This window comes from Wenzhouxiangella sp. XN79A, from assembly GCF_012272825.1.
GTDB lineage: Bacteria > Pseudomonadota > Gammaproteobacteria > Xanthomonadales > Wenzhouxiangellaceae.
Window position 1 is genome coordinate 104,773 of the sequence record NZ_JAAWWS010000134.1, and the last position, 24,856, is coordinate 129,628.

General features: G+C 70.1%; 24 protein-coding genes and 1 tRNA gene. 17 read left to right on the forward strand and 8 right to left on the reverse strand.

Features of this window, described 5'->3' with window-relative positions:
* Position 1: 1 nt before the first annotated feature.
* Positions 2-442, reverse strand: a complete 441-nt coding sequence (locus HFP89_RS03790) for an energy transducer TonB (RefSeq protein WP_168716306.1) — start codon at positions 440-442, stop codon at positions 2-4.
* 154 nt (positions 443-596) lie between these two features.
* Here HFP89_RS03790 and HFP89_RS03795 point away from each other — a divergent pair, with 154 nt between their 5' ends.
* Positions 597-1,115: a type 1 glutamine amidotransferase domain-containing protein gene (locus HFP89_RS03795; RefSeq protein WP_168716307.1), complete on the forward strand. Its 519-nt coding sequence runs from the start codon at positions 597-599 to the stop codon at positions 1,113-1,115.
* Positions 1,116-1,159: 44 nt separating this feature from the next.
* Here HFP89_RS03795 and HFP89_RS03800 read toward each other — a convergent pair whose 3' ends face one another.
* Positions 1,160-1,978 carry a class D beta-lactamase gene (locus HFP89_RS03800; protein ID WP_168716308.1) on the reverse strand — a complete coding sequence of 273 codons (819 nt, stop codon included), beginning with the start codon at positions 1,976-1,978 and terminating at the stop codon, positions 1,160-1,162.
* Positions 1,979-2,006: 28 nt separating this feature from the next.
* Positions 2,007-2,450: a hypothetical protein gene (locus tag HFP89_RS03805; RefSeq protein ID WP_168716309.1), complete on the reverse strand. Its 444-nt coding sequence runs from the start codon at positions 2,448-2,450 to the stop codon at positions 2,007-2,009.
* 238 nt (positions 2,451-2,688) lie between these two features.
* On the opposite strand from HFP89_RS03805, the gene hutU reads away from it, so the two are divergent.
* Genes hutU through HFP89_RS03830 form a run of 5 tightly spaced genes read left to right on the forward strand, consistent with a single transcriptional unit; the run spans position 2,689 to position 7,943 of the window.
* A complete protein-coding gene (gene hutU, locus HFP89_RS03810; RefSeq protein ID WP_168716310.1) occupies positions 2,689-4,359 on the forward strand; it encodes a urocanate hydratase in 1,671 nt (556 codons plus the stop codon).
* A 3-nt stretch (positions 4,360-4,362) separates the two neighbouring features.
* Positions 4,363-5,328 carry a formimidoylglutamase gene (locus tag HFP89_RS03815; RefSeq protein ID WP_168716311.1) on the forward strand — a complete coding sequence of 322 codons (966 nt, stop codon included), beginning with the start codon at positions 4,363-4,365 and terminating at the stop codon, positions 5,326-5,328.
* Positions 5,318-6,499, forward strand: a complete 1,182-nt coding sequence (gene hutI / locus HFP89_RS03820) for an imidazolonepropionase (RefSeq protein WP_168716312.1) — start codon at positions 5,318-5,320, stop codon at positions 6,497-6,499. The genes HFP89_RS03815 and hutI overlap by 11 nt, the downstream gene beginning before the upstream one ends.
* Positions 6,496-7,440: a thiamine-phosphate kinase gene (gene thiL, locus HFP89_RS03825; protein ID WP_168716313.1), complete on the forward strand. Its 945-nt coding sequence runs from the start codon at positions 6,496-6,498 to the stop codon at positions 7,438-7,440. Before hutI ends, thiL begins: the two co-directional genes overlap by 4 nt.
* Positions 7,437-7,943 carry a phosphatidylglycerophosphatase A gene (locus HFP89_RS03830; protein WP_168716314.1) on the forward strand — a complete coding sequence of 169 codons (507 nt, stop codon included), beginning with the start codon at positions 7,437-7,439 and terminating at the stop codon, positions 7,941-7,943. The genes thiL and HFP89_RS03830 overlap by 4 nt, the downstream gene beginning before the upstream one ends.
* Positions 7,944-7,968: 25 nt before the next feature.
* Here HFP89_RS03830 and HFP89_RS03835 read toward each other — a convergent pair whose 3' ends face one another.
* Together HFP89_RS03835 and HFP89_RS03840 are read right to left on the reverse strand one after the other, a co-directional pair.
* The gene (locus HFP89_RS03835; RefSeq protein ID WP_346775184.1) at positions 7,969-8,334 is read right to left on the reverse strand and encodes a YraN family protein; all 366 of its coding nucleotides are present in this window, start codon (positions 8,332-8,334) and stop codon (positions 7,969-7,971) included.
* Position 8,335: 1 nt separating this feature from the next.
* The gene (locus HFP89_RS03840) at positions 8,336-10,126 is read right to left on the reverse strand and encodes a penicillin-binding protein activator (RefSeq protein ID WP_168716315.1); all 1,791 of its coding nucleotides are present in this window, start codon (positions 10,124-10,126) and stop codon (positions 8,336-8,338) included.
* 103 nt (positions 10,127-10,229) lie between these two features.
* Here HFP89_RS03840 and rsmI point away from each other — a divergent pair, with 103 nt between their 5' ends.
* The 3 genes from rsmI to HFP89_RS03855 all read left to right on the forward strand — a co-directional run bounded on the left by rsmI (position 10,230) and on the right by HFP89_RS03855 (position 13,254).
* Positions 10,230-11,102 carry a 16S rRNA (cytidine(1402)-2'-O)-methyltransferase gene (gene rsmI, locus HFP89_RS03845; RefSeq protein WP_206212209.1) on the forward strand — a complete coding sequence of 291 codons (873 nt, stop codon included), beginning with the start codon at positions 10,230-10,232 and terminating at the stop codon, positions 11,100-11,102.
* Positions 11,103-11,113: 11 nt separating this feature from the next.
* Positions 11,114-11,788 carry a zinc metallopeptidase gene (locus HFP89_RS03850; RefSeq protein WP_168716377.1) on the forward strand — a complete coding sequence of 225 codons (675 nt, stop codon included), beginning with the start codon at positions 11,114-11,116 and terminating at the stop codon, positions 11,786-11,788.
* 134 nt (positions 11,789-11,922) lie between these two features.
* Positions 11,923-13,254, forward strand: coding sequence for a substrate-binding domain-containing protein (locus HFP89_RS03855; RefSeq protein ID WP_168716317.1), 1,332 nt, complete (start codon positions 11,923-11,925; stop codon positions 13,252-13,254).
* A 392-nt stretch (positions 13,255-13,646) separates the two neighbouring features.
* Here the strand turns inward: HFP89_RS03855 and HFP89_RS03860 are convergent, their stop codons facing one another.
* The gene (locus HFP89_RS03860; RefSeq protein ID WP_168716318.1) at positions 13,647-13,937 is read right to left on the reverse strand and encodes a ferritin; all 291 of its coding nucleotides are present in this window, start codon (positions 13,935-13,937) and stop codon (positions 13,647-13,649) included.
* A 266-nt stretch (positions 13,938-14,203) separates the two neighbouring features.
* On the opposite strand from HFP89_RS03860, the gene HFP89_RS03865 reads away from it, so the two are divergent.
* From HFP89_RS03865 to HFP89_RS03880, 4 genes are all read left to right on the forward strand, one after another.
* Positions 14,204-15,511, forward strand: a complete 1,308-nt coding sequence (locus HFP89_RS03865) for an N-acetylmuramoyl-L-alanine amidase (RefSeq protein ID WP_168716319.1) — start codon at positions 14,204-14,206, stop codon at positions 15,509-15,511.
* A gap of 104 nt (positions 15,512-15,615) precedes the next feature.
* The gene (gene rplM, locus HFP89_RS03870) at positions 15,616-16,044 is read left to right on the forward strand and encodes a 50S ribosomal protein L13 (protein WP_168716320.1); all 429 of its coding nucleotides are present in this window, start codon (positions 15,616-15,618) and stop codon (positions 16,042-16,044) included.
* A 19-nt stretch (positions 16,045-16,063) separates the two neighbouring features.
* The gene (rpsI, locus tag HFP89_RS03875; RefSeq protein WP_168716321.1) at positions 16,064-16,456 is read left to right on the forward strand and encodes a 30S ribosomal protein S9; all 393 of its coding nucleotides are present in this window, start codon (positions 16,064-16,066) and stop codon (positions 16,454-16,456) included.
* Positions 16,457-16,611: 155 nt separating this feature from the next.
* A tRNA-Gln gene (locus tag HFP89_RS03880) sits at positions 16,612-16,685 on the forward strand.
* Between the two features lie 402 nt (positions 16,686-17,087).
* Here the strand turns inward: HFP89_RS03880 and HFP89_RS03885 are convergent.
* Positions 17,088-17,900, reverse strand: a complete 813-nt coding sequence (locus tag HFP89_RS03885; protein WP_168716322.1) for a hypothetical protein — start codon at positions 17,898-17,900, stop codon at positions 17,088-17,090.
* Between the two features lie 173 nt (positions 17,901-18,073).
* Here HFP89_RS03885 and HFP89_RS03890 point away from each other — a divergent pair, with 173 nt between their 5' ends.
* Together HFP89_RS03890 and HFP89_RS03895 are read left to right on the forward strand one after the other, a co-directional pair.
* Positions 18,074-19,906, forward strand: coding sequence for a DUF1800 domain-containing protein (locus HFP89_RS03890; protein ID WP_168716323.1), 1,833 nt, complete (start codon positions 18,074-18,076; stop codon positions 19,904-19,906).
* 13 nt (positions 19,907-19,919) lie between these two features.
* Complete coding sequence (locus HFP89_RS03895; protein WP_168716324.1) at positions 19,920-21,356, forward strand: DUF1501 domain-containing protein; 1,437 nt, start codon at positions 19,920-19,922, stop codon at positions 21,354-21,356.
* 22 nt (positions 21,357-21,378) lie between these two features.
* On the opposite strand, the gene queA is transcribed toward HFP89_RS03895, so the two are convergent.
* The gene (queA, locus tag HFP89_RS03900; RefSeq protein ID WP_168716325.1) at positions 21,379-22,401 is read right to left on the reverse strand and encodes a tRNA preQ1(34) S-adenosylmethionine ribosyltransferase-isomerase QueA; all 1,023 of its coding nucleotides are present in this window, start codon (positions 22,399-22,401) and stop codon (positions 21,379-21,381) included.
* A gap of 440 nt (positions 22,402-22,841) precedes the next feature.
* On the opposite strand from queA, the gene kynU reads away from it, so the two are divergent.
* Both kynU and HFP89_RS03910 read left to right on the forward strand, forming a co-directional pair.
* A complete protein-coding gene (gene kynU, locus HFP89_RS03905; protein ID WP_168716326.1) occupies positions 22,842-24,068 on the forward strand; it encodes a kynureninase in 1,227 nt (408 codons plus the stop codon).
* Between the two features lie 51 nt (positions 24,069-24,119).
* On the forward strand, positions 24,120-24,854 hold the full coding sequence (locus HFP89_RS03910) for a VTT domain-containing protein (protein WP_168716327.1): 735 nt from the start codon (positions 24,120-24,122) through the stop codon (positions 24,852-24,854).
* The last annotated feature ends 2 nt before the right edge of the window (positions 24,855-24,856 follow it).

A 24,856-nucleotide genomic window follows, 5' to 3' on the forward strand; every position in this document is an offset into this window, starting at 1 on the left:
CTCAGCCCTCGCCGTGGCGCGGTGCCAGGGGTTCGACCTCCGGCCATTCACAGTCCTCGCCGCCGTTGCGGTCGAACGTGGTCATCAACCGCAGCCGAACCGGCGTCCGGTCCGGGTTGGTCTCGGCCGCTCGATAATCGAAGCCGGCGATGGCGCGCAGCGCGTCGCCGGCAAGGCGCTCGTCCGGGGCTGCCTCGAGCACTTCGTAGCCCCGGATCTCGCCGGCCGAATCGATGACGAACTGCTGGAGGACGTAGCCGCAGTCGACGCGCATGCCGTGGCCGGGAATGCGGACCGTTTCGTTGGACGGTACCCAGTAGCGCATCAGGTCGCCGGAATGGATGTTGCGGATCGGGCCGTCGAGGACGGGTTCGCTGCGCGGGGTCGTCGCACAGGCGGAAAGGACGAGCGCCAGCGCGCCCGCGATCAGGCATCGGATCATCACGTTCTCCTACTGCTATGGAATCGTGCGCCGCCAACGGCGCAGGCCACAGGCTACAGGATCCGCGGCCGCGATGCAGCCGCGCGCTCCCTCACGCGATCGTGCCGCGCGATTGCGACCCTGAGTCCACTTTCGAACGTACGAGGAGGCGCAGATGGCAATCTCCGACCGCACCGTGGCCGTTCTGGCCGAACACGATTACCAGGAACTCGAACTGCATTACCCTCGCCTGCGGCTGCTCGAGGCCGGCGCGACCGTGCACGTGCTCGGGACCGGCGAGGACCGCTATCTCAGCGAGAAGGGCTACGGCGTCCACGCCGACCGGAACGTGGCCGACGTCGATCCGGGCGACTACGATGCCGTGGTCATCCCCGGCGGCATGGCGCCCGACGCGATGCGCACCGACGAGCACCTGATCGACCTGGTCCGCGCCCTCGATGACGCGAAGAAGCCCGTGGCCTGGATCTGCCACGCCGGCTGGGTCGCCGCTTCGGCCGATATCGTCCGGGGCCGCCGGGTGACTTCGGTCGCGTCGATCAAGGACGACCTGGTCAACGCCGGTGCCGAGTGGGTCGACGAAGAGGTCGTCGTCGACGGCCACCTGATCAGCAGCCGCACGCCGCCCGACCTGCCGGCCTTCTGCCGCACGCTGATCGGCGCGCTCGGCGGCTGAACATCGCGATCGCCGGCGGCCGGCGGCCCCGCCGGCCAGACACTTCAGTCCTCGCCGTGCCCCGGCCACAGGCCGGCGGCGGCCAGAAGCCGCTCCGCCTCTTCGCGCCGGAATCGGGCGATCGACCGCCAGTCCGGGCCGACGACGAACAGGGCGTACACGGCAGGGGCGCGGTCCGGCGCTTCGATCCAGCCAACCAGCCATCCGCGGAAGGCGCCGTCGAAGTCGCCCGGCGCCACCGGGCCCGCGCCGGTCTTGCCGTACAGCCGGTATTCGCCGCGTTCGCCGAGCCGCGCGGCCTCGCGCAGGGCATCGAACGCGTGGTCGGACACGGGAAGGTCACCGCGCAGCAGGGCGGCCAGGAAATCGACCTGCTCCCGTACGCTGATCCGCAGCGTCCCGTCGAGCCAGAAGGTGTCGGACCCGTCGGGCGCACTGGCATTGCCGTAGGCAAATGCGGCCAACCGCTCGCGGTAGCGCGGTCCCCCGACCTCCTCGGCAAGATCCTGGAAATACCAGACCGCCGAGCGCCGGAACGCGCTGGCCAGGGTCTGGTCCCGGGCCCAGTCGTCGGGCCAGTGCGCCGCGGCCGGACGGCGCGCCGGATCCCAGGCGATTTCGTGGTCCAGCGCCCGCGCCGCGCCGGTGTCCAGCGCGATCAGCAGGTTCGGAATCTTGAAGGTGGAGAACGGCGGCCGGCGGACGTCGAGCGCGTCCTCGTCGCCGCCCATCGGCGTCCCGGTCCACTCGGTGCCCGAGTCCAGCGCGACGGCCAGGAACGCGACCTCGAGAATCGGGTCGTCGACGTCGAGCCGGTGCTCGGGCTGCGCCGCGGCGGTGGCCGCGATGGAGATTGCGAGCACGGCGGCGACGCTCCGCCGGCGCGGCCGTTCAGTCACGTTCGAAGGACTGCACCCGGTCGACCACGATGTCGTAGGGGTTGTCGCGGTCGGTGCGGTTGTAGCGGCCGCGAATCTCGTAGGCGTGGCGGGGCTTCAGTTCGAGCTCGATATCGACGAAGTCCGGCCAGGTCTCGCGCTGCTGGTTGATCAGCGACTCGGTGAAGCGCCGCGGGATCTCGACCGTGATCGTGCGCGGGCCCGGCTCGACCCACAGGATGTCGCGCGGCGAGATGTTGCGGCCGTCGATCGCGATGAAGCGGACCGCGAACAGGTCCCGGTTGGGGATGGCGGGGCGACCCGACAGCATCGCCTTGCCCTCGCGCTGCGACGCGGCCTGCCGTTCGCCCTCGGCCGGCGGTTCGACCGTGGCGCAGCCGGCAACGGCCAGCAGCACCATCGCGCAGAAAATCGATGTCCGGTTCGTCTTGACCATGCGTCGTTCTCCGGTTTCCAGGGTCCGGCCCGAGTCGCTCGGCGCGCGGCCATCGGGTGGGGATCGGGCCGCTCGGCTTCGACAAGGGTTCGGGTTCTGCCCGCTTCGACCGCCGGATGGGTAGGCCGTTCCCGGCATCCCGGTCCTGCAGCGCGACCGGGCACCCGCGTCGCATCGCCCGGCCCGGGCGCCGGAAGCGTCTAGAATGCGGCAGAACGTCGACCGAGAGCAGTGAGCCATGAGTTCTCCCCGCACCGTGCGTGCGCCACGCGGCGCCGAGAAGACCTGCCGCACCTGGCAGGCCGAAGCCGCGATGCGCATGCTGATGAACAACCTCGACCCGGAAGTGGCCGAGGACCCGGACCGGTTGATCGTCTACGGCGGCCGCGGCCAGGCCGCGCGCTCGTGGCCGGCCTTCGACGCGATCGTCGATACGCTGAAGCGGCTCGAAGCCGACGAGACGCTGCTGGTCCAGTCCGGCGAACCGGTCGGCGTGGTGAAGACGCACGAGGACGCGCCCCGCGTGCTGATCGCGAACTCCAACCTGGTGCCGGCCTGGGCCACGCAGGAGCACTTCGACGAGCTGGCGAAGAAGGGCCTGATCATGTACGGCCAGATGACCGCCGGGTCGTGGATCTACATCGCCACCCAGGGGATTCTCCAGGGCACCTACGAGACCTTCGCCGAGTGCGCCCGCCAGCACTTCGGCGGCGATCTCGCCGGCACGCTGAGCGTCACCGGCGGCTGCGGCGGCATGGGCGGCGCCCAGCCGCTGGCCATCACCATGAACGGCGGCACCTGCCTGATCGCCGATGTCGACGAATCCCGGCTGCTGCGGCGCCAGGGCAAGCGCTACCTCGACGAGGTCCTGCACGACATCGACGCGGCAATCGACCGCGCGCTGGAGCTGAAAGCCCGGCGCGCCGGCACCAGCGTCGGCGTGGTCGCCAACGCCGTCGACCTGCTCGAACGGATGATCGAACGCGGCATCGTGCCCGACACGCTGACCGACCAGACCAGCGCCCACGACCCGCTGACGGGCTATGTGCCGGTCGGCTACGACTTCGACCGGGCCAATGGCTACCGCGAACAGGACCCGGACGCCTACGTCCGCGATTCGCTGGCCACCATGAAGCGCCACGTCGAGGCCATGGTGGCGCTCCAGGACGCCGGCAGCATCACCTTCGACTACGGCAACAACATCCGCCAGCGCGCCTTCGACGAGGGCTTCGAGCGCGCCTTCGACTTCCCCGGCTTCGTGCCGGCTTTCATCCGCCCGCAGTTCTGCGTCGGCCGCGGGCCGTTCCGCTGGTGTGCGCTTTCGGGCAACCCGGAAGACATCTACCGCACGGACCGCGCCCTGCTCGAGGCCTTCCCGGACCACGAAGGCCTGACCCGCTGGCTGACCCTGGCGCGCGACCGGATCGAGTTCGAGGGCCTGCCGGCGCGGATCTGCTGGCTGGGCCAGGGCGAACGGGCCAGGGCCGGGAAAATCTTCAACGACCTGGTCCGGACCGGCGAAGTCGAGGCCCCGATCGTCATCGGACGCGACCACCTCGACTGCGGCTCGGTCGCCTCGCCGAACCGCGAGACCGAGGGCATGAAGGACGGCTCGGATGCGATCTCCGACTGGGCGATCCTGAACGCACTGGTCAGCACCGCTTCCGGCGCGTCCTGGGTCAGCTTCCACCACGGCGGCGGCGTCGGCATCGGCTACTCGCAGCACGCCGGCCAGGTGATCGTCGCCGACGGCACCGACGCCGCCGAGCGGCGTCTCGAACGCGTGCTGACCAACGACCCGGCCATGGGCGTGTTCCGCCACGTCTCGGCCGGTTACGACGAGGCCCGGGCCTGCGCCGAAGCGCAGGGCCTCGACCTCCCGTTCGATCGACGCGCGCTCGGGGACTGAGGCGTGGGCCAGGCCATCGACGCGCTGCGCGAGTTCACCGAGCCCGGCCGCTGGCCCGAGCGCCGGCCGGGTCGCTTTGCAGCACGCCTCGTCGAGGTCCACCGCGACGGCGACCCGCTGGCGTCGCTGCGCGACGCAGCGCTGAACGGCGCCGGCCATGAATTCCGCGCGATCGGCCTGCTCGGACTGGCCGACGACGAGGGCGTGCGCTTGAACGGAGGCCGGCCCGGCGCGGCCGAAGGCCCGGATGCGTTCCGGGCCGCGCTGGCCGGCTACGGCGCGGCGCATCCGGTCGCGCTGCACGGCCTGCCGGTGCCGGTCATCGATCTCGGCGATGTGGTTGCCGCCGACGATCTGCACGCCACCCACGAGCGCGTTTCCGGGGCGGTGACGGCCGCGCTGGAGCTCGGCCTGCTGCCGGTCGCTATCGGCGGCGGCCATGACCTCACCTTTCCGGAAGTCCGCGCGGTGATCGATACGCTGATCCGCCCGACCGGACGGACCCTGCACGGCATCTATTTCGACGCCCACCTCGACGTGCGCGAAGACGACGGCTCGGGCATGCCGTTCCGCCGCCTGCTCGAATACGGTGGCATCGACCGGCTGTCGCTGTTCGGGTTCGACCCGCTGAGCAACACGCCGGCGCACCTCGACTGGTTCCGCGCCCACGGCGGTGAGCTGGCCGAGTTCGCGCCCGGGAACTGGCCGCGTTCACCGGCCCAGTTCGTCTCGATCTGCCTCGACGTGATCGACATGGCCCAGGCCCCCGGCGTCAGCGCGCCCCACCCGGCCGGCTGGCCGGCGCAGCGGATCGCCGACTACGCCGAAGCCGCCGGACGCTCGTCGGCGGTGTGCTGCTTCGATCTGATGGAGCTGTGCCCGGCGCACGACGAGCACGGCCGCACCGCGCGGCTGGCCGCTCACCTGTTCCTGCGCTTTCTCACCGGGGTCGCCCAGCGTGGCCGTTGACCTGCGCATCGATCGCGCCTGCCTCCCGGGCCGGGACGGCGAGGTTGCGCTGACCATCGACGACGGCCGGATCGAGGCGGTGCTCGAACCCGGCGGCGCGGCGCTGCCGACGGCCCGCAGCGTGTTCGACGCCGCCGGCCGGGTGGTGCTGCCGGGCTTCGTCGACGCCCACACCCATGCCTGCTTCGCCGGCGCCCGGCTCGACGAATGGGAGAAAAAACTCGCCGGGGTGCCGTACCTTCGACTGCTCGAGGACGGCGGCGGCATCATGGCCACGGTCCGGGCCACGCGCGCGGCCGACGAAGACGCGCTGGTCGATTCGCTGCGCGAGCGGCTGGAGCGCATGCTGCGCCACGGCACGACCACGGTCGAGGTCAAGTCGGGCTACGGCCTCGACACCGCCACCGAGCTGAAGATGCTGCGCGCGATCCGCCGGGCCGGCGAGGCCACCGCGATGACGGTGGTGCCGACCGCCTGCATCGGCCATGCCCTCGATCCCGATCTCGATCGCGATGTCTTCATCCGGCGCACGATCGAGGAAACGCTGCCGGCCGTCAGCGCCGAGTTTCCCGGCATCGCGCTCGATGCCTACTGCGAAACCGGGGCCTGGTCGCGCGACGACTGCCTGGCGCTGTTCGAGGCCGGCCAGGCCGCCGGGCATCCGATCCGCGTCCACGCCGACCAGTTCAACGCGCTGGGCATGATCGAGGCCGCGGTCGAACGCGGTTACCGCAGCGTCGATCACCTCGAAGCCAGCGACGCCGACGGCCTGCGCCGGCTGGCCGACTCGACGGTCTTCGGGGTGATGCTGCCGGCCTCGGGCTTCCACCTCGACGAGCGCTACGGCGACGGCCGGACCTTCGTCGAGGCCGGCGGCCGGCTGGCCATCGCCAGCAACTACAACCCGGGCTCGGCACCATGCTTTGCGATGCCGTTCGTGATCCAGCTGGCGGTGCGCAAGCTCGGCCTGACCGTGGCCGAGGCGGTCGAGGCCGCGACCGCGGCCGGGGCCGAACTGCTCGAGCTGCCCGACCGCGGCCGGATCGAGGCCGGCCTGCGCGCCGACCTGATCGTGCTCGACGCCACCGACCTGCGGACCCTGGCCTTCGAGTTCGGCGGCAACCCGGTGCTGCGCACGCTCGTCGGCGGCCGCTGGGCGACCGCGACATGAACGAATTCGACCTGATCGAACGGATCCGCGCCCGCGTTCCCGAGCGCGACGATGTACGGCTGGGCATCGGCGACGACGCCGCGGTGGTCCAGCCCAGTCGAGGCATGCAGCTGGTCGCGACCACCGACCAGCTGGTCGAAGGCCGGCACTTCGATCAGCGCGCCACGCCGGCCGATCTCGGTCACCTGGCGCTGGCCGCCAACCTCAGCGACCTCGCGGCCATGGGCGCAACACCGCGCTGGCTGCTGCTCGCGCTGACCCTGCCCGAAGCCGATCCGGACTGGCTGGACGGCTTTCTCGACGGTTTCCTGGCGCTGGCCGATGCGTACAGCTGCGTCCTGGTCGGCGGCAACCTGACCCGGGGACCGCTGAACGTCGCGATCACCGCGCTGGGCGAAGTGCCGGCCGGCCAGTTCGCGCGCCGCCGGGGCGCCCGGCCCGGTGACCGGGTCGTCGTGACCGGCTGGCCGGGCGATGCCGCTGCCGCGCTCGCCCTGAACCTGGACCGCGCCCACCCGCTGTGCGATCGCCTGCTCCGACCCCGCCCACGGATTGCCGCAGGACAGCGGCTGGCCGGACTGGCCCGCGGCCTGATCGATATTTCCGACGGGCTTGTGGCCGACCTCGGCCATGCGCTGGGCGAGTTCGGCGCCGAGCTTCGCGCCGAAGCGCTGCCTGCCTCCGAGGCGCTGCGCCAGGCGGTACCGGACGACGAGCAGCGGACCGCGCTGCAGCTGGGCGGGGGCGGCGACTACGAACTGCTGGCCATCCTGCCGCCGCACACCGACCTGCCCGAGGCACTGGACGGCGTGCCGGTGACCGTGATCGGCCGGGTGACCGAATCCGGACCGATCCGCTGCCTGGACGCGGCCGGCTGCGACCGGGTGCCGCAGGTGCGCGGCTGGGACCACTTCGCCGATGCCGACCGGGGGAAGGCATGACCGCGACTGCACCGAACGCGAAGACCACCCGCGCCGTCGCCCTCCACGACCCGATCGGCTTCCTGGCCTTCGGCTTCGGCAGCGGCCTGAGCCCGCGCGCGCCCGGCACCGCCGGCACCGCCGCGGGCCTGCTGCTGGCGCTGCCGCTGATCGGGCTGGACCCGGTGATCGCCGCGCTGGTCGTCGGCGCGACCTTCCTGGTCGGAATTCCGATCTGCGGCCACGCCACGCGCGCGCTCGGCGTGCACGATCACGGCGGCATCGTCTGGGACGAGTTCGTCGGCGTGTGGCTGGTGCTGCTGTTCGTGCCGACCACGCCGGCCGGATGGCTGGCCGCCTTCGTCGCCTTCCGGGTCTTCGACATCGCCAAGCCCTGGCCGATCGGCTGGCTCGACCGACGGGTGTCCGGCGGGCTCGGGATCATGATCGACGACCTGGTCGCCGCGCTCTATGCGATCGCGATCATCACGCTGATCGGCTACGGGCTGGAACGACTGGCCTGAGGCCCGGTGAGCGGTGCGGCCGCTCTCAGTACCCGCCGCTGGACTCGAACGCGTTCTGCAGCCAGTCGATCTCGGCGGAATCACCGTGGATGGCGATCACGTCGAAACGACACGGACGCTCCTGCCACTCGGGGTGGTCGGCAAGGAACATCGCCGCGGCGTTGGCCAGCCGCTGCTGTTTGCCGGCGTGGACGCTGTCGACGCCGTCGCCGAAGCCGCGCGGCGAGCGCATCCGGACCTCGACGAACACCAGCGTGTCGTCGTGGAGCATGACCAGGTCGAGTTCACCGTGCCGGCAGTGCCAGTTGCGCGCCACCGGGCGCAGGCCGTTCATCGCCAGGAAGCGCTCGGCCTGCCGCTCGCCGCGCTGACCGATCAGGCGCTTGAGCACGTCAGGGACGAACCGGCAGGCCGTCGCGGATCACCGCCCACGGCAGGTCGCGCTCGAGGGTCACGCCATCGGCCAGCCGCAGTCGACCGACCCGCGCCGACAGGCCGAGCCGGGGATCGCGCTTCATCGCGTCCAGCCACGGCAGCAGGGCCACCGCGTCGCGGCCCAGCGCGTGCAGCTGGCTGAGCGTGATCGAGCGCCCGACCCGGGGAAACGCCTGCGCGGCCGCCGCGCGCTGCTCGGCCAGCTCGCCGGTCGCCAGCAGCCACGGCGACAGCGGCAGCGCCAGGCCGTCGAGGTCGCGATCGCGCTCCGGCGTCAGCACGTGGGAGGTGGCCAGCGTCGGCAGCGGCGAAAGGTCCAGGAAGCGGAGCTGCGGCTGGACCTGGCTGGCCTCGTCACGGGCGGCAAGGAACACCAGGTCGATGTCGGTCCGCCGCTGCGGCTCGCCATCGACCGGCTCGCCGAGCAGCGCCGAGACGCGATCGATGCGCGCCGCCGAGGCATCCAGAAGCAGCGCCTGTTCCAGCCGATCGGTCACGTCGGATTCGCTCGGCGGAAAGTCGACCCGCTCGACGACCCGGCCTCCGCCGAGTTCGAAGGTTTCGACGAAGCGACCGGCCAGGCGGGCGCCGAAATCCGTGTCCTGGGCAATGACCAGTGCGCGCCGGCCGCCTTCGACCAGGCCGCGCACCGCGGCCAGCTCGGCCTCCTCTTCCGGCGGCAGCGCCAGGATCGCCAGCGGCCGCGCCGGGGTCGGCAGATCCAGGCCGTCCGGTGGCCGGTTCAGCAGCAGCGTCGTCACGCTGGAATCCGGCAGCGCCAGCAGAGCCGGGATCTGGGCCCGGTCGAGCGGCCCGAGCACGAAGTCGGCGCCGCGCTCGCGGGCCTCGAACCAGGCGCCGACCGCGGCGTCCGGGCCGCGGCCGACGGCAATGAAATCCAGCACCGGCCGGCGCGCTTCGGGCAGCGCCAGCCAGGCCGCGACGATGCCGTCGCGAAGCACCTCGCCGGCGGTTTCGAGCGGACCTTCGCCGGGCAGCAGCACCGCGACCCGCGCCGGCATCGGCTGCTGCGTGCGCCAGGCATCGACCCAGTCGATCACGTTGCCGGCATCGAGCCCGGCCGCCGGGTAGGCACGCGCCCAGGCGCCGACCGCCGAACGCAGCGCCGGCGGGTCGAGCAAGCTGCCGCGCACCGCCACCGCCAGGTCCATCCACGGCGCCAGCTCGGCATCGTCGGCGAACCGGTCGCGCATGTCCTCGAGGCCGCCCAGCGGGACGTCGATCAGCAGGGCCAGGGCCAGGGTCGGATCGAAGTCCCGCTCGGCCAGCGCACCGCGCAACGCTTCGACGCGCGCTTCCGGCGATTCCGGATCGACCGCTTCGAGCCGCTCGCGCAGCCGCTCGAGGCGCGGAACAAGCTCGGCCGGCACCCGGTCCGGCGCCAGCGCGACCACCCGTTCCGCGGCAGAAAAGTCGCCCCGGACCAGGGCCAGTTCGGCCTGGACCAGGTCGTAGCGGAAGCGCTGATCCCGCGTCAGTCCGGCCGGCTCGAGCGCATCGAGCAGGGCGACCGCGCGCTCGGAACGGCCAGCGGCCAGCCAGGCCTCGGCGGCGCGCAGGCGCGCATCGATGCCGGGTTCCGGACCGGCCAGCCAGGCCTCGGCGGCCTCGGCGAAGCGTCCGGCCTCGAACAGCGTCTGCGGATCGTCGAACTCGGAGGGACCGTCCGGACGCGGCGCGGGTGCGGCGCAGCCGTTCAGCACGGCGAGCACGAACAGAAGCGGCACGACGGCGACCGGACCGAACCGGCCGAGTCGCGGAGTAGCGGAAATCCGGGGCATCGTCATGGGTGCAATAATACCCGCCGATCCGCGCCGAGACCGCGCCGCCTTGCCTGCATCCGACGCTCCCGACTCGACCGGCACGCTGTACGTGATCGCCACGCCGATCGGCCATCTCGGCGACCTGTCGCCGCGCGCCGCCGAACTGCTCGGCCGGGTCCCGGTGATCGCCGCCGAGGACACCCGGACCAGCCAGAAGCTGGTGCCGTCCCGCGCCATCCCGCCGCACTGGATCGCCCTGCACGACCACAACGAAGCGCGCGCCGCCGAGCGGGTGCTGGACCACCTCCGGGCCGGCGACGACGTGGCGCTGGTCTCCGACGCCGGCACCCCGCTGGTCTCCGATCCGGGCTATCGCCTGGTCGACGGCGCGCACGCCGCCGGCCTGGCGGTGCTGCCGGTGCCCGGACCGTGCGCGGCGATCGCTGCGCTCAGCGCGTCGGGGCTGGCCAGCGACCGGTTCGCGTTCGAGGGCTTCCTGCCTGCAAAGGCCGGCGCCCGCCGCAAGCGGCTGGCCGCGCTGGCCGAGGCGCCGCACACCCTGATCTTCTACGTCCCGGCGCGTGACCTGGTGGGCGTGCTCGGCGACCTGGCCGAGGCCTTCGGCGCCGAACGCCCGGGCTGCGTGGCGCGCGAGTTGACCAAGCGCTTCGAGCAGGTCCGCCGCGACGGACTGGCCGCACTGGCCGAGTGGACCGCCGCGGATCCCGATCGACAGCGCGGCGAAGCCGTGGTCCTGGTCGCCGGCGCGCCCGGGACCGACGGCGCGACCGCATCGAAGGTGACGGCCTCGGCGCTGGCCGATGCGCTGGCCGGCGAACTGCCGCCGGCCCGGGCCGCGCGGGTCATCCGGGCCCTGACCGGCCTGCCCCGGGCCGACGCCTTCGCGCTGGTCGAGGCGCGCCGCGAGCGGGAGAGCTGAGCGTGCCGATCGTGCTGGGTCTGGTGCTTCTGGCCGCGGTCGTGGTGCTGCCGGGGTGGTGGGTGAAGCGGGTGATGAAGCGCCACCACCAGCCGGCCGACCGCTATCCGGGCACCGGCGCCGAGCTTGCCCGTGACCTGCTCGACCGGGTCGGGCTGGACGCGGTTCCGATCGAACGCACCGACCAGGGCGACCACTACGACCCCGAAGCGCGTACCGTGCGGCTGAGCCCGGACAACCACGATGGGCGTTCGCTGACCGCGATCACCGTCGCCGCCCACGAGGTCGGCCACGCCATCCAGCACGCGGTCGGCTATGGCCCGCTGGTCTGGCGGACCCGGCTGGTCAAGACGGCCCAGCGGGTCCAGCGGATCGGCCTGCTGCTGATCGCCGCGATGCCGATCGTGCTGCTGGCGCTGCGCCTGCCCCGTGCCGGCCTGACCCTGCTGGTGTTCGGCCTGGCCGCCCTGGCCTCGGGCATCGTCGTCCACCTGGTCACGCTGCCGACCGAGTTCGATGCCTCGTTCCGGCGCGCGCTGCCGCTGCTCGACAAGGGCGGCTACCTGAAGCCCGAGGACCGCCGACCGGCCCGTCGCATCCTGACCGCCGCGGCACTGACCTACGTCGCCGCATCGCTGATGGGGCTGCTGAACTTCTGGTGGTGGCTGCGTATATTGCGACCCTGATCACGCCCGGGACCCGGTCCCGTGACGGCCACGACGCCGTTCAACAAACCCGCAACGTGACCGGCATGAAAGGGTCATGAACGACTCAGAAACTGCCCGACGGATCTTCACCATCCAGTCGAAGGGTCGTTCCCATGCTTCGTCGCTTCTCGCTCCTCGTCGTTCTTTTCGCGGCGTTCGCCACGCCGGCCACCGCCCAGCTCCGCCTGCACGGCTCCAACACCGTCGGCGAGCAGCTGGCGCCGGCCCTGGTCCGTGCCTGGCTCGCCGAAAACGGCTTCGACCGCATCGAAACGGTCGAGGACGCGCCGCTGGAGCGCACCATCACCGGCACCAACGCGGCCGGCGACACGCGCTGGGTCGAAATCCACGCGCACGGCTCGTCGACCTCGTTCCGCGACCTGGACGCAGGCCTGGCCGACATCGGCATGTCGTCGCGCCGGATCCGCGACTCCGAGGTCGCGCGCCTGCAGCCGCTGGGCCGACTCGACCGACCGAGCAACGAATTCGTCGTCGGAATCGACGGCCTCGCGGTCATCGTCCACCCGGACAACCCGATCGCAGCACTGTCGATCGAGCAGATCCGCGACGCCTTCTCCGGCCGGGTCGAGAACTGGCGGACCTTCGGCGGCCCGGACCGTCGGATCACCCGCTACGCGCGCGACGAGAACTCCGGCACCTGGGACTCGTTCGAATCGATGGTGCTGCAGGACACTGCGCTGGCCGCGGGCAGCGCGCGCTTCGAATCGTCGTCGGCGCTGTCCGACCGCGTCGCCAGCGACCCGGGAGCGATCGGGTTCATCGGCCTGCCGTACATCGACCGGGCCCGGGCGCTGGCAGTGTCGGCCGGCGGCGAGGCGGTGCCGCCGGAGCGCTTCTCGTCGGCCACCGAAGACTATCCGCTGAGTCGCCGTCTCTATATCTACGTGCCCGATCGCGAGCTCGACGGGCTCGGCGGCGACCTGGCCCGCTTCGCGGTCCGTGCCGAAGGCCAGGAGATCGTCGACGAGATCGGCTTCGTCGGCCAGGAGATCCAGCTGCAGCGCGTGGCCATCCCGGCCAGCGCGCCGCGGACCTACCGCGAATTCGTCGACGGCGCGCTGCGCGCGTCGCTGAACTTCCGGTTCGAAGCCGGCCGTCCGGTGCTCGACAGCAAGTCCGAACGCGACCTCGATCGGCTGATCGACTTCCTCGGCTCCGAGCGCGGCCGCGACATGAACGTGATGCTGATGGGCTTCGCCGATCCGTCGGAAACCCTGCGCTACTTCAGCGTGACGCTGTCGATGGAACGCGCCGACTACGTCGCCGCGCTGCTGGCCCGGGCCGGCATTCCGGTCCGTCGCACCCGCGGCTTCGGTGATGCGCTGACGCTGGCCGAAGGTACCGGCTCGTCCAGCGCGGCAAAGAACCGACGGGTCGAGGTCTGGCTGATTGCCGATCGCGCCGGCGCCGCCGGCAGCCGCTAGCCCGCATTATTCATGAATCGCCGCGATGATTGCGCCGGGAATTGTTCGCACAGGGGATGTTCCGACCGAGCGGAATACCATGCTGTATGTCCGAGCGAGGACGATTCGCTGTGCGGACAAGGACCAGGCAAGGGCGCGAGCGCATTCATGAATAATGCGGGCTAGTGGGCTATGTGGATCGTTCGGTACCGCTCAGAGCCGCTGTGCCGGTGCGAATCCAAGGCGCGTTTCGCAGCGAATGGCAGCGTCCTTTCCAAAGTGACAGAACGCCGCGGATGAATGCTCCCCGGCTCGCCATACGTCACACAATGCGTGGCGGGGTCCACCAGGCCAGCGATGCACGCGCTCCGGGCCTCAGCGGCCCGGGGCGCGTGCCGGGCTGCGCCACCGACTCAGTGGTGATCCATCACCTCGCCGTCCTTGAACAGGAAGGCGCGAAGCTGCTCGTCGAAATCCTTGTCGTTGCGGCGCAGCCACTCCAGGATCATGGCCGCGTGCTCGACCTCTTCGCGCATGTTGTGCAGCAGGATCTCGCGCAGCGCGTCGTCCTCGCAGTCGTCGGCGCGCTGACGGTACCAGTCGGCCGCTTCCAGTTCTTCCATCAGTGAAACGATGGCCTGGTGCATCGACAGCGTCTTCTTGCTCAGCCGTTCGCGCGGCGCATGCAGTCCTTCACTCGACATTCTCGGCTCCTCGAAAAGTTGGGTGGGTCGAATCGCGGAGCGCTTCAGCCGCGATTCAGCGACTTCGGCACATCCTGCATGCCCAGCATAGCCAATCCCGCGGCGGCATCGTGCGTGGAAACGGGAACCGCCAACTCCAAGACAGCGCGTCACGAAGTTACGGTAGAGCGCTGAGAATGAAAGGTTTTAGTGGCTTGAAATTCGAACCGATCCGGTGCATCATCGGGGTATATCGAGCAAACGTCCGGAGCCGCCGGCCAGCGATCATGTCCAGATTCTTCGTCCTCGCACTGCTGCTGACCGCATTCGCCGCGCCCGCGGGGGCCGGTGACGTGCAGAACGTGCGCATCTGGGCCGGACCGGACAAGACCCGCGTCGTTCTCGACCTCGACGACCAGGTCGACTACCGCCTGTTCACGCTCGACGACCCCCACCGGCTGGTGGTCGACATCGACGGAGCGCGGATGACCGGCGCACCGGAACTCGATCCGGAGCACGCCGGCGTGGTCCAGCGCGTCCGCCACGGCATCCGCGACGGTGAGGACCTGCGCGTGGTGCTCGACCTCGGCGCCCGGGCCCGGGCCCAGAGTTTCCTGCTCGAACCAACCGGCCGCTACGGCCATCGCCTGGTGCTGGACCTGTTCCCCGAGGGCGCCGAGAGCGCCTCGGAGCGGGTCCGCCAGGTCGCGCGCACCCTGCCGGAGGACGACCGCGACATGATCGTGGCCATCGACGCCGGCCACGGCGGCGAGGATCCGGGCGCGATCGGCCCGGCCGGAACCCACGAGAAGAACGTGGTGATGGCGATCGCGCGGGAACTGGCGCGCCAGATCGACGAGGCGCCCGGCATGAGCGCGGTGATGATCCGGACCGGCGATTACTACGTGCCGCTGAAGGAACGCTACCAGCGTGCCCGCGACGCCCGCGCCGACCTGTTCGTGTCGATCCACGCCGACGCCTTCCGCGACTTCCGGGTCCGGGGCAGCTCCGTCTACGTCCTGTCGCGCCGCGGTGCCTCGTCGGAAGCCGCCCGACTGCTGGCCCAGAGCGAGAACGCGGCCGACCGGGCCGGCGGCGTCAGCCTCGAGCAGAGCGACGACATGCTGCGCTCGGTGCTGCTCGACCTGTCGCAGAACGCCTCGATGGAATACAGCAACGCCGCCGCCCAGACCATCCTCGACGAGCTCGGCCGGGTCGGCAAGACCCATCGCCGCCAGGTCGAACGCGCCAATTTCGTGGTGCTGCGCTCGCACGACGTTCCCAGCGTGCTGATCGAGACCGGCTTCATCAGCAATCCGGACGACGAGAAGAACCTCGGCTCGCCGCGCTATCGCGCGCGGATCGCCTCGGCCATTCTCGGCGGCATCGAGGACCATTTCCGCCAGACCGCACCGCGCGGCACCTGGTTCGCCGCCAACCGGGACAATGGGGCGGAATACGTGGTCCGGCGCGGCGACACCCTCGGCACCATCGCCCAGCGATACTCGGTCAGCCTGGCCCAGCTGCGGCGAGCGAACCGGCTCGACAGCGACATGATCCACCCGGGCGCCGTGCTGGTGATCCCCTCGAGCTGAATCCGGGCACGCAATCGCGCTCGGGCCTTGCCTCGCCGGAGGAATTCTAGTAACATCCCCGCTCTTTACTGAATCGCGTTCCAAATTCGGAGCCCACGCTTTCCATGAAAACGTTCAGCGCCAAGCCGCACGAAGTGCGCCGCGAGTGGCTGCTGGTCGACGCCGAAGGCAAGACCCTCGGACGACTGGCCAGTGAAATCGCCCGCCGGCTGCGCGGCAAGCACAAGCCGGAATTCACGCCGCACGTCGACACCGGCGACTACGTGGTGGTCGTCAATGCCGAGAAGGTCGCGGTCACCGGCCGCAAGATGACCGACAAGGTCTACTACCGCCACACCGGCTACATCGGCAACATGAAGTCGATCACGCTGGAAAAGCAGCTGGCCTCGCATCCGGAGCGCGTCATCCAGGCCGCGGTCAAGGGCATGATGCCGAAGAACACGCTGGGCCGCGCGATGATCAAGAAGCTCAAGATCTACGCCGGTACCGAGCACCCGCACACCGCTCAGCAGCCGCGCGCGCTGGACCTGTAAGCAACGGACGAAATACGACATGGCAACCGAACAGTTTTACGGCACCGGCCGTCGCAAGACCTCGACCGCGCGGGTGTTCCTGCGCCGCGGCACCGGCCAGATCGTGGTCAACCAGAAGCCGATCGACCAGTTCTTCGGCCGCGAGACCGCGCGCATGATCGCCCGCCAGCCGCTCGAGCTGGTCGAACTGGCCGACAAGTTCGACATCTATGCCACCGTCTCCGGCGGCGGCACCACCGGGCAGGCCGGTGCGCTGCGCCTGGGCCTGGCCCGCGCGCTGACCGAGTACGACGAAAGCCTGCGCGGCCAGCTGCGCATCGCCGGCTACCTGACCCGCGACGCGCGCGCCGTGGAGCGGAAGAAGATCGGTCTGCACAAGGCACGAAAGGCCACCCAGTACTCCAAGCGCTGATTCTGGCGGCACTTCGCCGACCTGCCCGGCGTCGTGCGGTGCTCGGATTCCTCATGGGCTCCAATGCCCACTCCGGATCCTCCGCTCCGCGCGCCACCGATCAGATCGGCGAATCACTCGCCAGACTCGTGAGCTTGACGAGTCAACGATCCAAATGGGGGATCGTCTAGTGGTAGGACTACGGACTCTGACTCCGTCAGCGGGGGTTCGAATCCCTCTCCCCCAGCCAACTCGCGAATGCCCGGCTCTGCCGGGCATTTTTTTTGCGAGTCGGCCGGGGGAGAGGGATCGATGCAAGGCCGCGCAGCGGCCGCCGCAACCCGAGTAAAGCGAGGGCAAGCCGCACAGCGGCGCAGTCCATCCCACCCGCGACGCTGCCTCTCTTCCAGGCCGAGCCCGCCGGGCTTTTTTTCCGGCTGGGGGAGAGGGCGGGATGAACGCGAGTGCAGATCGGCACGGCCAGTATCACCCCGCGACTCCGTCGTGCCGGGGTCGGCGAAGCCGGAACCCGGAATCTCCGGCCGCCGGCGCCTCGCCACCGACAGCGCTCCATCAGGAGATGCCGGATCTCCGCTCCGCTGTGTCCGGAATCACGGTGAGCGCCGGAACGCGCGACTCACCGACAGCGGTGTCAGGCCGGCCGGATCCGCAAGCTGCTCGCCAGAGCGGCCAGTGCCAGCACGGCGAGGACCAGCAGCACGATGCCCCAGCCCCCAAGGGCCGGCACCGCCCGCGCCTCGGGCAGCAGCAACGGTTCGAAGTCCACCGTCAGCACCGGCGCCAGCGCCGTATTCTCGCGGCTACCGACGCGGCGGGCATTCTGCGGGTTGGTTTCCTCGCCGAGAATCACCCAGCCGAAATTCTGGCTCGGATCGTCGACCCAGGCCTGGACATCGGCCAGCAGGCCGGGTGAGGACGGAAAGGTGATCGGCCCGGTACCGGCCCCGACCGCGGCGAGTCCGCTCGGTACCGCCTGGAAATCGCCGCCGGGCGAGGTCCACAGCACGGTATCGAACTCGCGGTGCAACCAGGTCGCATCGGGCGCCACCGCCGGGGCACCGCCGCCGCCGGCGCCGAGCGCGACCGAGGCCCCTTCGCCCCAGTCGGCGTCGACCCGATGGATCGAGGCATCGAACCCGGTCGCCGTCGGCGGCACCAGGTCCACCTGCAGCGTCAACTCCACGCTGTTGACCGTCGAGCCGGGCGGGATCGACGAGAGGTCGAAGCGGATCAGCGTCCGCCGCAACAACTCGCCGGCATTTGCGCCCGTTCGACCGAAGAACAGGCCGGTCCCCGAGCCATTGGACAGGTCCCCGGCGGGTCGCTCGAACAAGGTGTTGTCGCGATCGGGCGCGAGCTGGATCGTATCGGCAACGGCCGACCCGGCGGCCAGCAGCAGCGAGGCGAGGAAAACGGTGCGACGAAGGGGCAACGGAGACGACATGTGATGGACCTCGAGATTCGGGCGGGAATTTGCGAAGTGCCGACGAAAACCCAGGGGATCTTCAGCAAGAACAACGTTGAACAGCCACCCCCCACAGAGTATGTTAGACGACTCAGGACCGATGCGAACTGCGCATCGGATGCAAGGGGAAATGATGCATGGAACGGGACACCATGAACAGCACCCCGAGCAGCACCCAGGATTCTCCTCGACCCGACGCTGCAGGCGCTGACTCGCGCCGACGATTCCTGCTGGGCTCGGGCACGCTCGGCCTGGCTGTGGCCGGCATCGGCGCGGGCCTGATTCCGATCACCGCGCTGGCCGAACAGGTCCGCCTGACCTCGCTGTGGCCGGCCCGGCTGCCGAGCGCCGGTCGCGGCGCCGCGCTGCCTTCGCTGGCCTACCGCGTCTACTCCAAGCTGGCCTTCGGGCCGCGCCCGGCCAACCCGGCCAACCCCGGCGACGTCGACGACCTGACCTGGTTCCAGGGCCTGGGCACGAGCGATGCGCAACGGCTCGACGCCTGGCTGAACGAGCAGATGAGCCCGGGCCCGGACCCGGCCGTCGATGCCCGACTGTCCGCCAATCCGCACTGGCGCACGCTCGGACAATCACTGCAGCAACTCTGGACCGAGCATCACCGCTACTCCGGTCCCGACGGCTGGCCGATGCGCAACCGGCCGTACTGGGAAATGCAGATGCTGGCCCTGACCCGCATGGTGCATTCGCGCTGGCAGCTACGCGAGGTGCTGGCCGACTTCTGGCACAACCACTTCAATGTCGACGGCGGCGAAGAGGTGGTTCGCTCGACGCTGACCAGCTACGACCGGGATGTGATCCGCCCGCAGATCTTCGGCAACTTCCGGGTGATGCTCGAGGGCGTGGTCAAGCACGCCGCGATGATGTACTACCTCGACAACCGCCGGAATTCCACGCCCAACCCGAACGAGAACTACGCGCGCGAGCTGCTCGAACTTCACACCCTCGGCGCGGTGGAGAACTACTACGGGTTCGTTCCGCCGGGCCAGGTCCCGACCAATGTCGACGGCGAGCCGGCCGGCTATGTCGAGGCCGACGTGCTCGAGACCGCCCGTCTGCTGACCGGCTTCGGCGTGGCCGACGGCGACGACAGCGCGCCGGACACCGGGGCCTTCCTGTTCCGTTCGGACTGGCACGACTGGACGTCCAAGACCATCCTCGGCCGGACCTACCCGGGCACCGGCGAACAGGAACTGAGCGACCTGCTGGACGACCTCGCCCGGCACCGCGGCACCGCCGAGTACGTGTGCTGGAAGCTCGCCGTGCGGCTGATCGGCGACGGCTTCAGCGCGTCCTCGCCGGTGGTCCAGGCCGCCGCCGACCTGTTCCAGGCCGGCTGGGACCAGCCCGACCAGCTGCAGCAGGTCTATCGCGCACTGATCCTGTCGAGCGAGTTCCAGTCGACCTGGTCCGACAAGGTCAAGCGCCCGACCGAGATCATCGCCTCGGCGCTCCGGGCTGCCAACGCGCCGTACGACTTCGAACTCAACAGCGCCGCCGACAACGCCGGCTTCCCCGGCTTCTACTGGACCTGGCGGCTGACCGGCCAGCTGCCGTTCAACTGCGAACCGCCGACCGGCTACCCCGAGGACGCCGCGTTCTGGAAGGGTTCCGGTCCGCTGGTCATGTCGTGGCGCACGGTCACCCGGATGCTTCGCGACGTCGCCTCGGCCAACGCGCCGACGTGGATCAACTTCGCCGAACGGACCAACGCCGCCGGCATTGCGCTGACGCCCGATGCCATCGCCGACTACTGGCTGAACCGGATCCAGGGGGCAGGCCACGCGACCTCGGCGGCCAAGCGCGCGGAGCTGGTGGCGTTTCTGCGCGAGCAGGGCAACGCCGCGGGCAACGATCAACCGCTGGCGATCGACACGAGCAACACCGCGGAGTGGAGCACCTACCAGCACCTGATGCGCGGGCTGTTCACATTGATCGCGCTGCTGCCCGAACGCATGGCCCGTTGAGCGGAGAACGATGATGAACCGAATCAAACGACGCACGTTCCTGGCCGGCGGCGCTGCCGGTGCCGCGACCTCCCTGCTCCCGGGCCTGAGCATGGCCACGGGCACGCGCGGCGACAACGACCAAGTCCTGATCTACGTGTTCCTGCGCGGCGGGATCGACGGCCTGAGTCTGTATGCACCCGGCAGCGGCCACCCCGATCGCGGCTTCTACGAGAGCCTGCGGCCGAGCTTGAGCGTCCGGCTGCCGATCTCCGGCGGCAACGCCATGCTGCCGCTGGCCGACGGCTTCGGGATCAATTCCGCCGCGGCGGCGCTGCGCGAACTGTGGACCGAGGGCGACCTGGCCATCGTCCACGCCACCGGCCTGCCGATCGTCAACCGCAGCCACTTCGAGGCCGAGCGCTTCATCGAGCTCGGCACCCCGGGCGCCACCGTCGGACTGCCGCCGGACCAGCCGCAGATCGACGGCGTTCGGACCACCTCGACCGGCTGGTTGACCCGCCACCTGGCCAGCGCGACCAACCTGCCGTCGACCATGACGATGCCGGTGGTCGCCACCGAAACCCAGGTCACGCTGTCGCTGACCAACGAACCGGCCGCGACCACCCTGCGCTACCCGGACGATTTCGACCTGGCGCTGAACACCTTCGAAGAACAGGTCGAGGACCGACTGACCAGCATCTACGCCGCCGACGGCTCCGACATCGGGATTGCCGGCGAGCAGGCCATGATCGCGCAGTCGCTGATCGAAGAAGTATTCGACGTCAGCAACAAGGACTACAACATTGCCTTGGGCCGGCCCTACCCGATCCGCGATCCGGCCGACCCCGACAGCAACCTCGAGACCATCAGCGACAAGCTGATCACCCTGGCCCGCCTGATCAAGGCCGAACCGAGCCTCGGGCTGCGCATCGCCCAGGTCGACTACGGCGGCTGGGACGATCACACCGTCCAGGGCTCCCTACCGCAGGGCACGAGCGGATCCTCGGGCAATTACTACAACCGACTCGAGCGCCTCTCGCTGGCCGTCAACGCCTTCTGGGCCGACATGGCCGGCCAGTTCGACGCCGGGCAGGATCGCCGGTCCAGGGTCACCGTGATCTTCCACAGCGAGTTCGGCCGGCGCGCCTACAACAACGCCGACAACGGCACCGATCACGGTTCCGGCAACCCGATGCTGCTGCTCGGCGGCAACGTCAACGGCGGGCAGTTCCACGGCGAATGGCCCGGAATGAGCCCGGGCGAGCTCTTCCAGGGCAACGACCTGAGAACCACCAACGACTTCCGCCGCGTGCTCAGCGAGGTGTTGATCCGGCGCCAGGGCAATCCGAACCTCGGCATGGTCTTTCCGTACTACTACAACTACCAGCCCATCGGCGTGGTCAACGGCCCGGACCAGCTGCCGAACTACGGCCCGGGCGACGACATGACGAGCGACGGCTTCGAGTGACGCCGGGCCCGGGCCGGGAGGCTCAGAGCATGAGCATCGCGTCGCCGTAGCTGAAGAAGCGGTACTTCTGCTCGATGGCGTGCGCATACGCCGCGAGGATCGCCTCGCGGCTCGAGAACGCCGAGACCAGCATCACCAGCGTCGATCCCGGCAGGTGGAAGTTGGTGATCATGCCGTCGATGGCCTTGAACTCGTAGCCCGGATAGATGAACAGGCGGCTATCGCCGGTAAACGGCGCCAGGCCGCCCTCGGCGGCCGTTTCCAGCGAGCGGACCGCCGTGGTGCCGACCGCGATCACCCGCCTGCCGGACGCCCGCGTTTCCTCGATCGCCGCGACCAGCTCGGCCGATACGTTCAGCCACTCCGGGTGCATCTCGTGGTCCTCGACCTTGTCGACCCGGACCGGCTGGAACGTGCCGGCGCCGACGTGCAGCGTGCAGAAGGCCCGCCGGACACCCCGTTCGTCGAGGGCGGCAAGCAGCGCCTCGTCGAAGTGCAGGCCGGCGGTCGGCGCGGCCACGGCGCCCGGTTTGTCGGCATAGACGGTCTGGTAGCGTTCGCGGTCCTCGTCGGCGTCCTCGCGCGTGATGTAGGGCGGCAGCGGCACGTGGCCGTGTTCGTGCAGCAGGTCCAGCCAGCCCGGCGCCCCGTCGGCAAGCTGCAGGCGCCAGAACGCATCGTCCCTGCCCTCCACCTCGACGTCGATATCGGTGCCGTCGATCCGGATCCGGGTGCCCGGCGCCGGCTTGCGGTTGGCGCCCAGCTGGACCAGCGCCCGGCGTTCGTCGACGATGCGCTCGACCAGGACCTCGACCCTTCCGCCGCTGTCCTTGTGCGCGTTCAGCCGGGCAGGAATCACGCGGGTGTCGTTGAACACCAGCAGGTCGCCGGGGTCGAGCAGGTCGAGCAGGTCGCGGAAGGTCCGATCCTGCAGCGCGCCGGTGCGGCGATCCATCACCAGCAGCCGGCTGGCCGTGCGCTCCTGCAGCGGCTGCTGGGCGATCAGTTCCTCGGGCAAGTCGAAGTCGAAGTCGGCAACGTCCATGGGTCGGGTCCATCGGGTCGGCCCCGGATTCTAGCCCGCATTATTCATGAATGAGCTCGCGCCCTTGCTTGGTCCTTGTCCGCACAGCGAATCGTCCTCGCTCGGAAATACAGCATGGTATTCCGCTCGGTCGGGAAATCCCCTGTGCGAACGATTCCCGGCGCAATCATCGTGGCGATTCATGAATAATGCGGGCGAGTGTACGCCGCCGTTCATCGGGCAACGTATAGCGAGTCGGAGAGCGTTCGGCTGCAAGGCCCGTCTGGCAGGGAACGGCAGCGTCCTTTCCAGGCGACAGAACGCCGCAGATGAATGCTCTCCGGCTCGCCATGCGTCAAACAACGAGTGGCGGGGTACACTCGCCGCGCCGGCGCGCAGGACCAACGCCGTTTGCACGAATCTGGCATCCTGTCGGCCGTTCCCGCCACGGATTCCGAACCATGCAGACCGCTGCATTCCGCCACCGATTCTCGTTCCCGCGCCACGGCGACGATGGGCACAAGACCTACTTCTGCGGCAACTCGCTGGGGCTGATGCCCGACGCGGCGCGCGCGGCCGTCGAACAGGAACTCGAACGCTGGTCGACGCTGGGCGTCGACGGCCACTTCCAGGGCGATCCGGCCTGGCTGGGCTATCACCGCCAGTGCAGCGACGTGCTCGCCCGGCTGACCGGCGCGCAGCCGCGCGACGTGGTCGCGATGGGCGCGCTGACGATCAATCTGCACCTGCTGATGACCAGCTTCTATCGGCCCGAGGGCTCCAAGCGAAGAATCCTCATCGAGCGCGGCGCCTTTCCGTCGGACCGTTATGCCGTGGTCTCGCAGCTCGAGCTGCACGGCCACTCCGAGGCCGACCTGATCGAGATCGATCCGGGCGAGGACGGCCTGATCGACGAGGACCGGGTCATCGCAACGATCCGCGACCGGGCCGACGAGCTGGCCCTGGTGCTGTGGCCCGGCGTGCAGTACGCGACCGGCCAGCGGTTCGACTGCAGCCGGATCGGCCGCGCCGCGCACGAAGCCGGAGTGACGATCGGGCTGGACCTGGCCCATGCGATCGGCAACGTTGCGCTGGCGCTGGAAGACGGCGAGATCGACTTCGCGGTGTGGTGCAGCTACAAGTACCTCAACGCCGGCCCGGGCGCGGTGGCCGGGCTGTTCGTGCATCCGCGACACGCCGATTTCCGCGGGCCGCGGCTGGCCGGCTGGTGGGGTCACGATGAATCGACGCGCTTCCTGATGGGCCCGGACTTCGAACCGATCCGCGGCGCCGAGGGCTGGCAGGTATCGGGCGCGCCGGTGCTCAACCTGGCGGCGCTGCGCGGCGCGCTGGACGTCTATCGCGAGGCCGATATCGACAGCCTGCAGGACGCCGAGACGGACCTGACCGAACGGTTGATGGCCGGCCTCGACGACCTGCCCGGCCAGCCGCTGCGCATCGTCACGCCGCGCGAGCGGGATCGACGCGGCTGCCAGGTCTCGATCGCGGTGCGCGCCGGTCGCGATGCCGGTCGCGCGCTGTTCGACCGGCTGCAGGACCAGGGCGTGGTCGGCGACTGGCGCGAACCGGACATCATCCGGATTTCGCCGAACCCGCTCTACAACAGCGTCGAGGACGTCGACCGGCTGATCGGCTTGCTGCACGATGCCCGGCTGGACGCGGCCTGAACCCGACAACGGCGAGGCCCCGGTGCTGATTCGGTCGGATCGCCCACGGTCGTGATCCGTCGCGAACACGGCCTGGCCTGGGCGACCGGCCTGCTGATCCTGCTGGCCAGCGCGGCCGGCCTGTACCTGCTGTTCCTCGACGAGGGCCGGCCGCTGCTGGAACTGCTCCGGGCGCTGGAGGCGCGGATCCAGGCCGCTTCGCTGCAGGCCATGATCGCCTTTGTCCTGCTGATGGCCGTGACCACCTGCCTGACGCTACCGACCGCGACCCTGCTGTCCCTGGCCGGCGGCTTCCTGTTCGGGGCACTGGCCGGCACGCTGTTGTCCTGGGTCGGTGCGGTGACCGGCGCGGTGCTGACCTTTCTGATGATCCGCTTCATTGCCGGCGAACGCTTGCGCGGGCTCCTGCTGCGCGGCCGGACCCGACCGCTGGTCGAACTGATCGAGCGCGACGCGTTGTTCTACCTGACGATTCTGCGGCTGGTGCCGGTCGCGCCGTTCTTCGCGATCAACGCGGCCGGCGCGACCCTTCGGGTCCGGCTGCCGGGCTTCGCCCTGGCCACCGCGCTGGGCCTGCTTCCGCTGCTGGCGATCTATGCCAGCATCGGCGCGGGCGCCGAGAGCCTGGTCGAGCTCGATCGGATCGACACGAGCACGGTGCTGGCCCGGCCGGAGCTGTTGCTGCCGCTGCTGGGCCTGGCCTCGCTGCTGGGCTTCGGCTGGGCGATGCGGCGCTGGCTGCAGCGACGGGAAGCGGCCCGGGCTGACCTGCCCGCACCGGACTGACG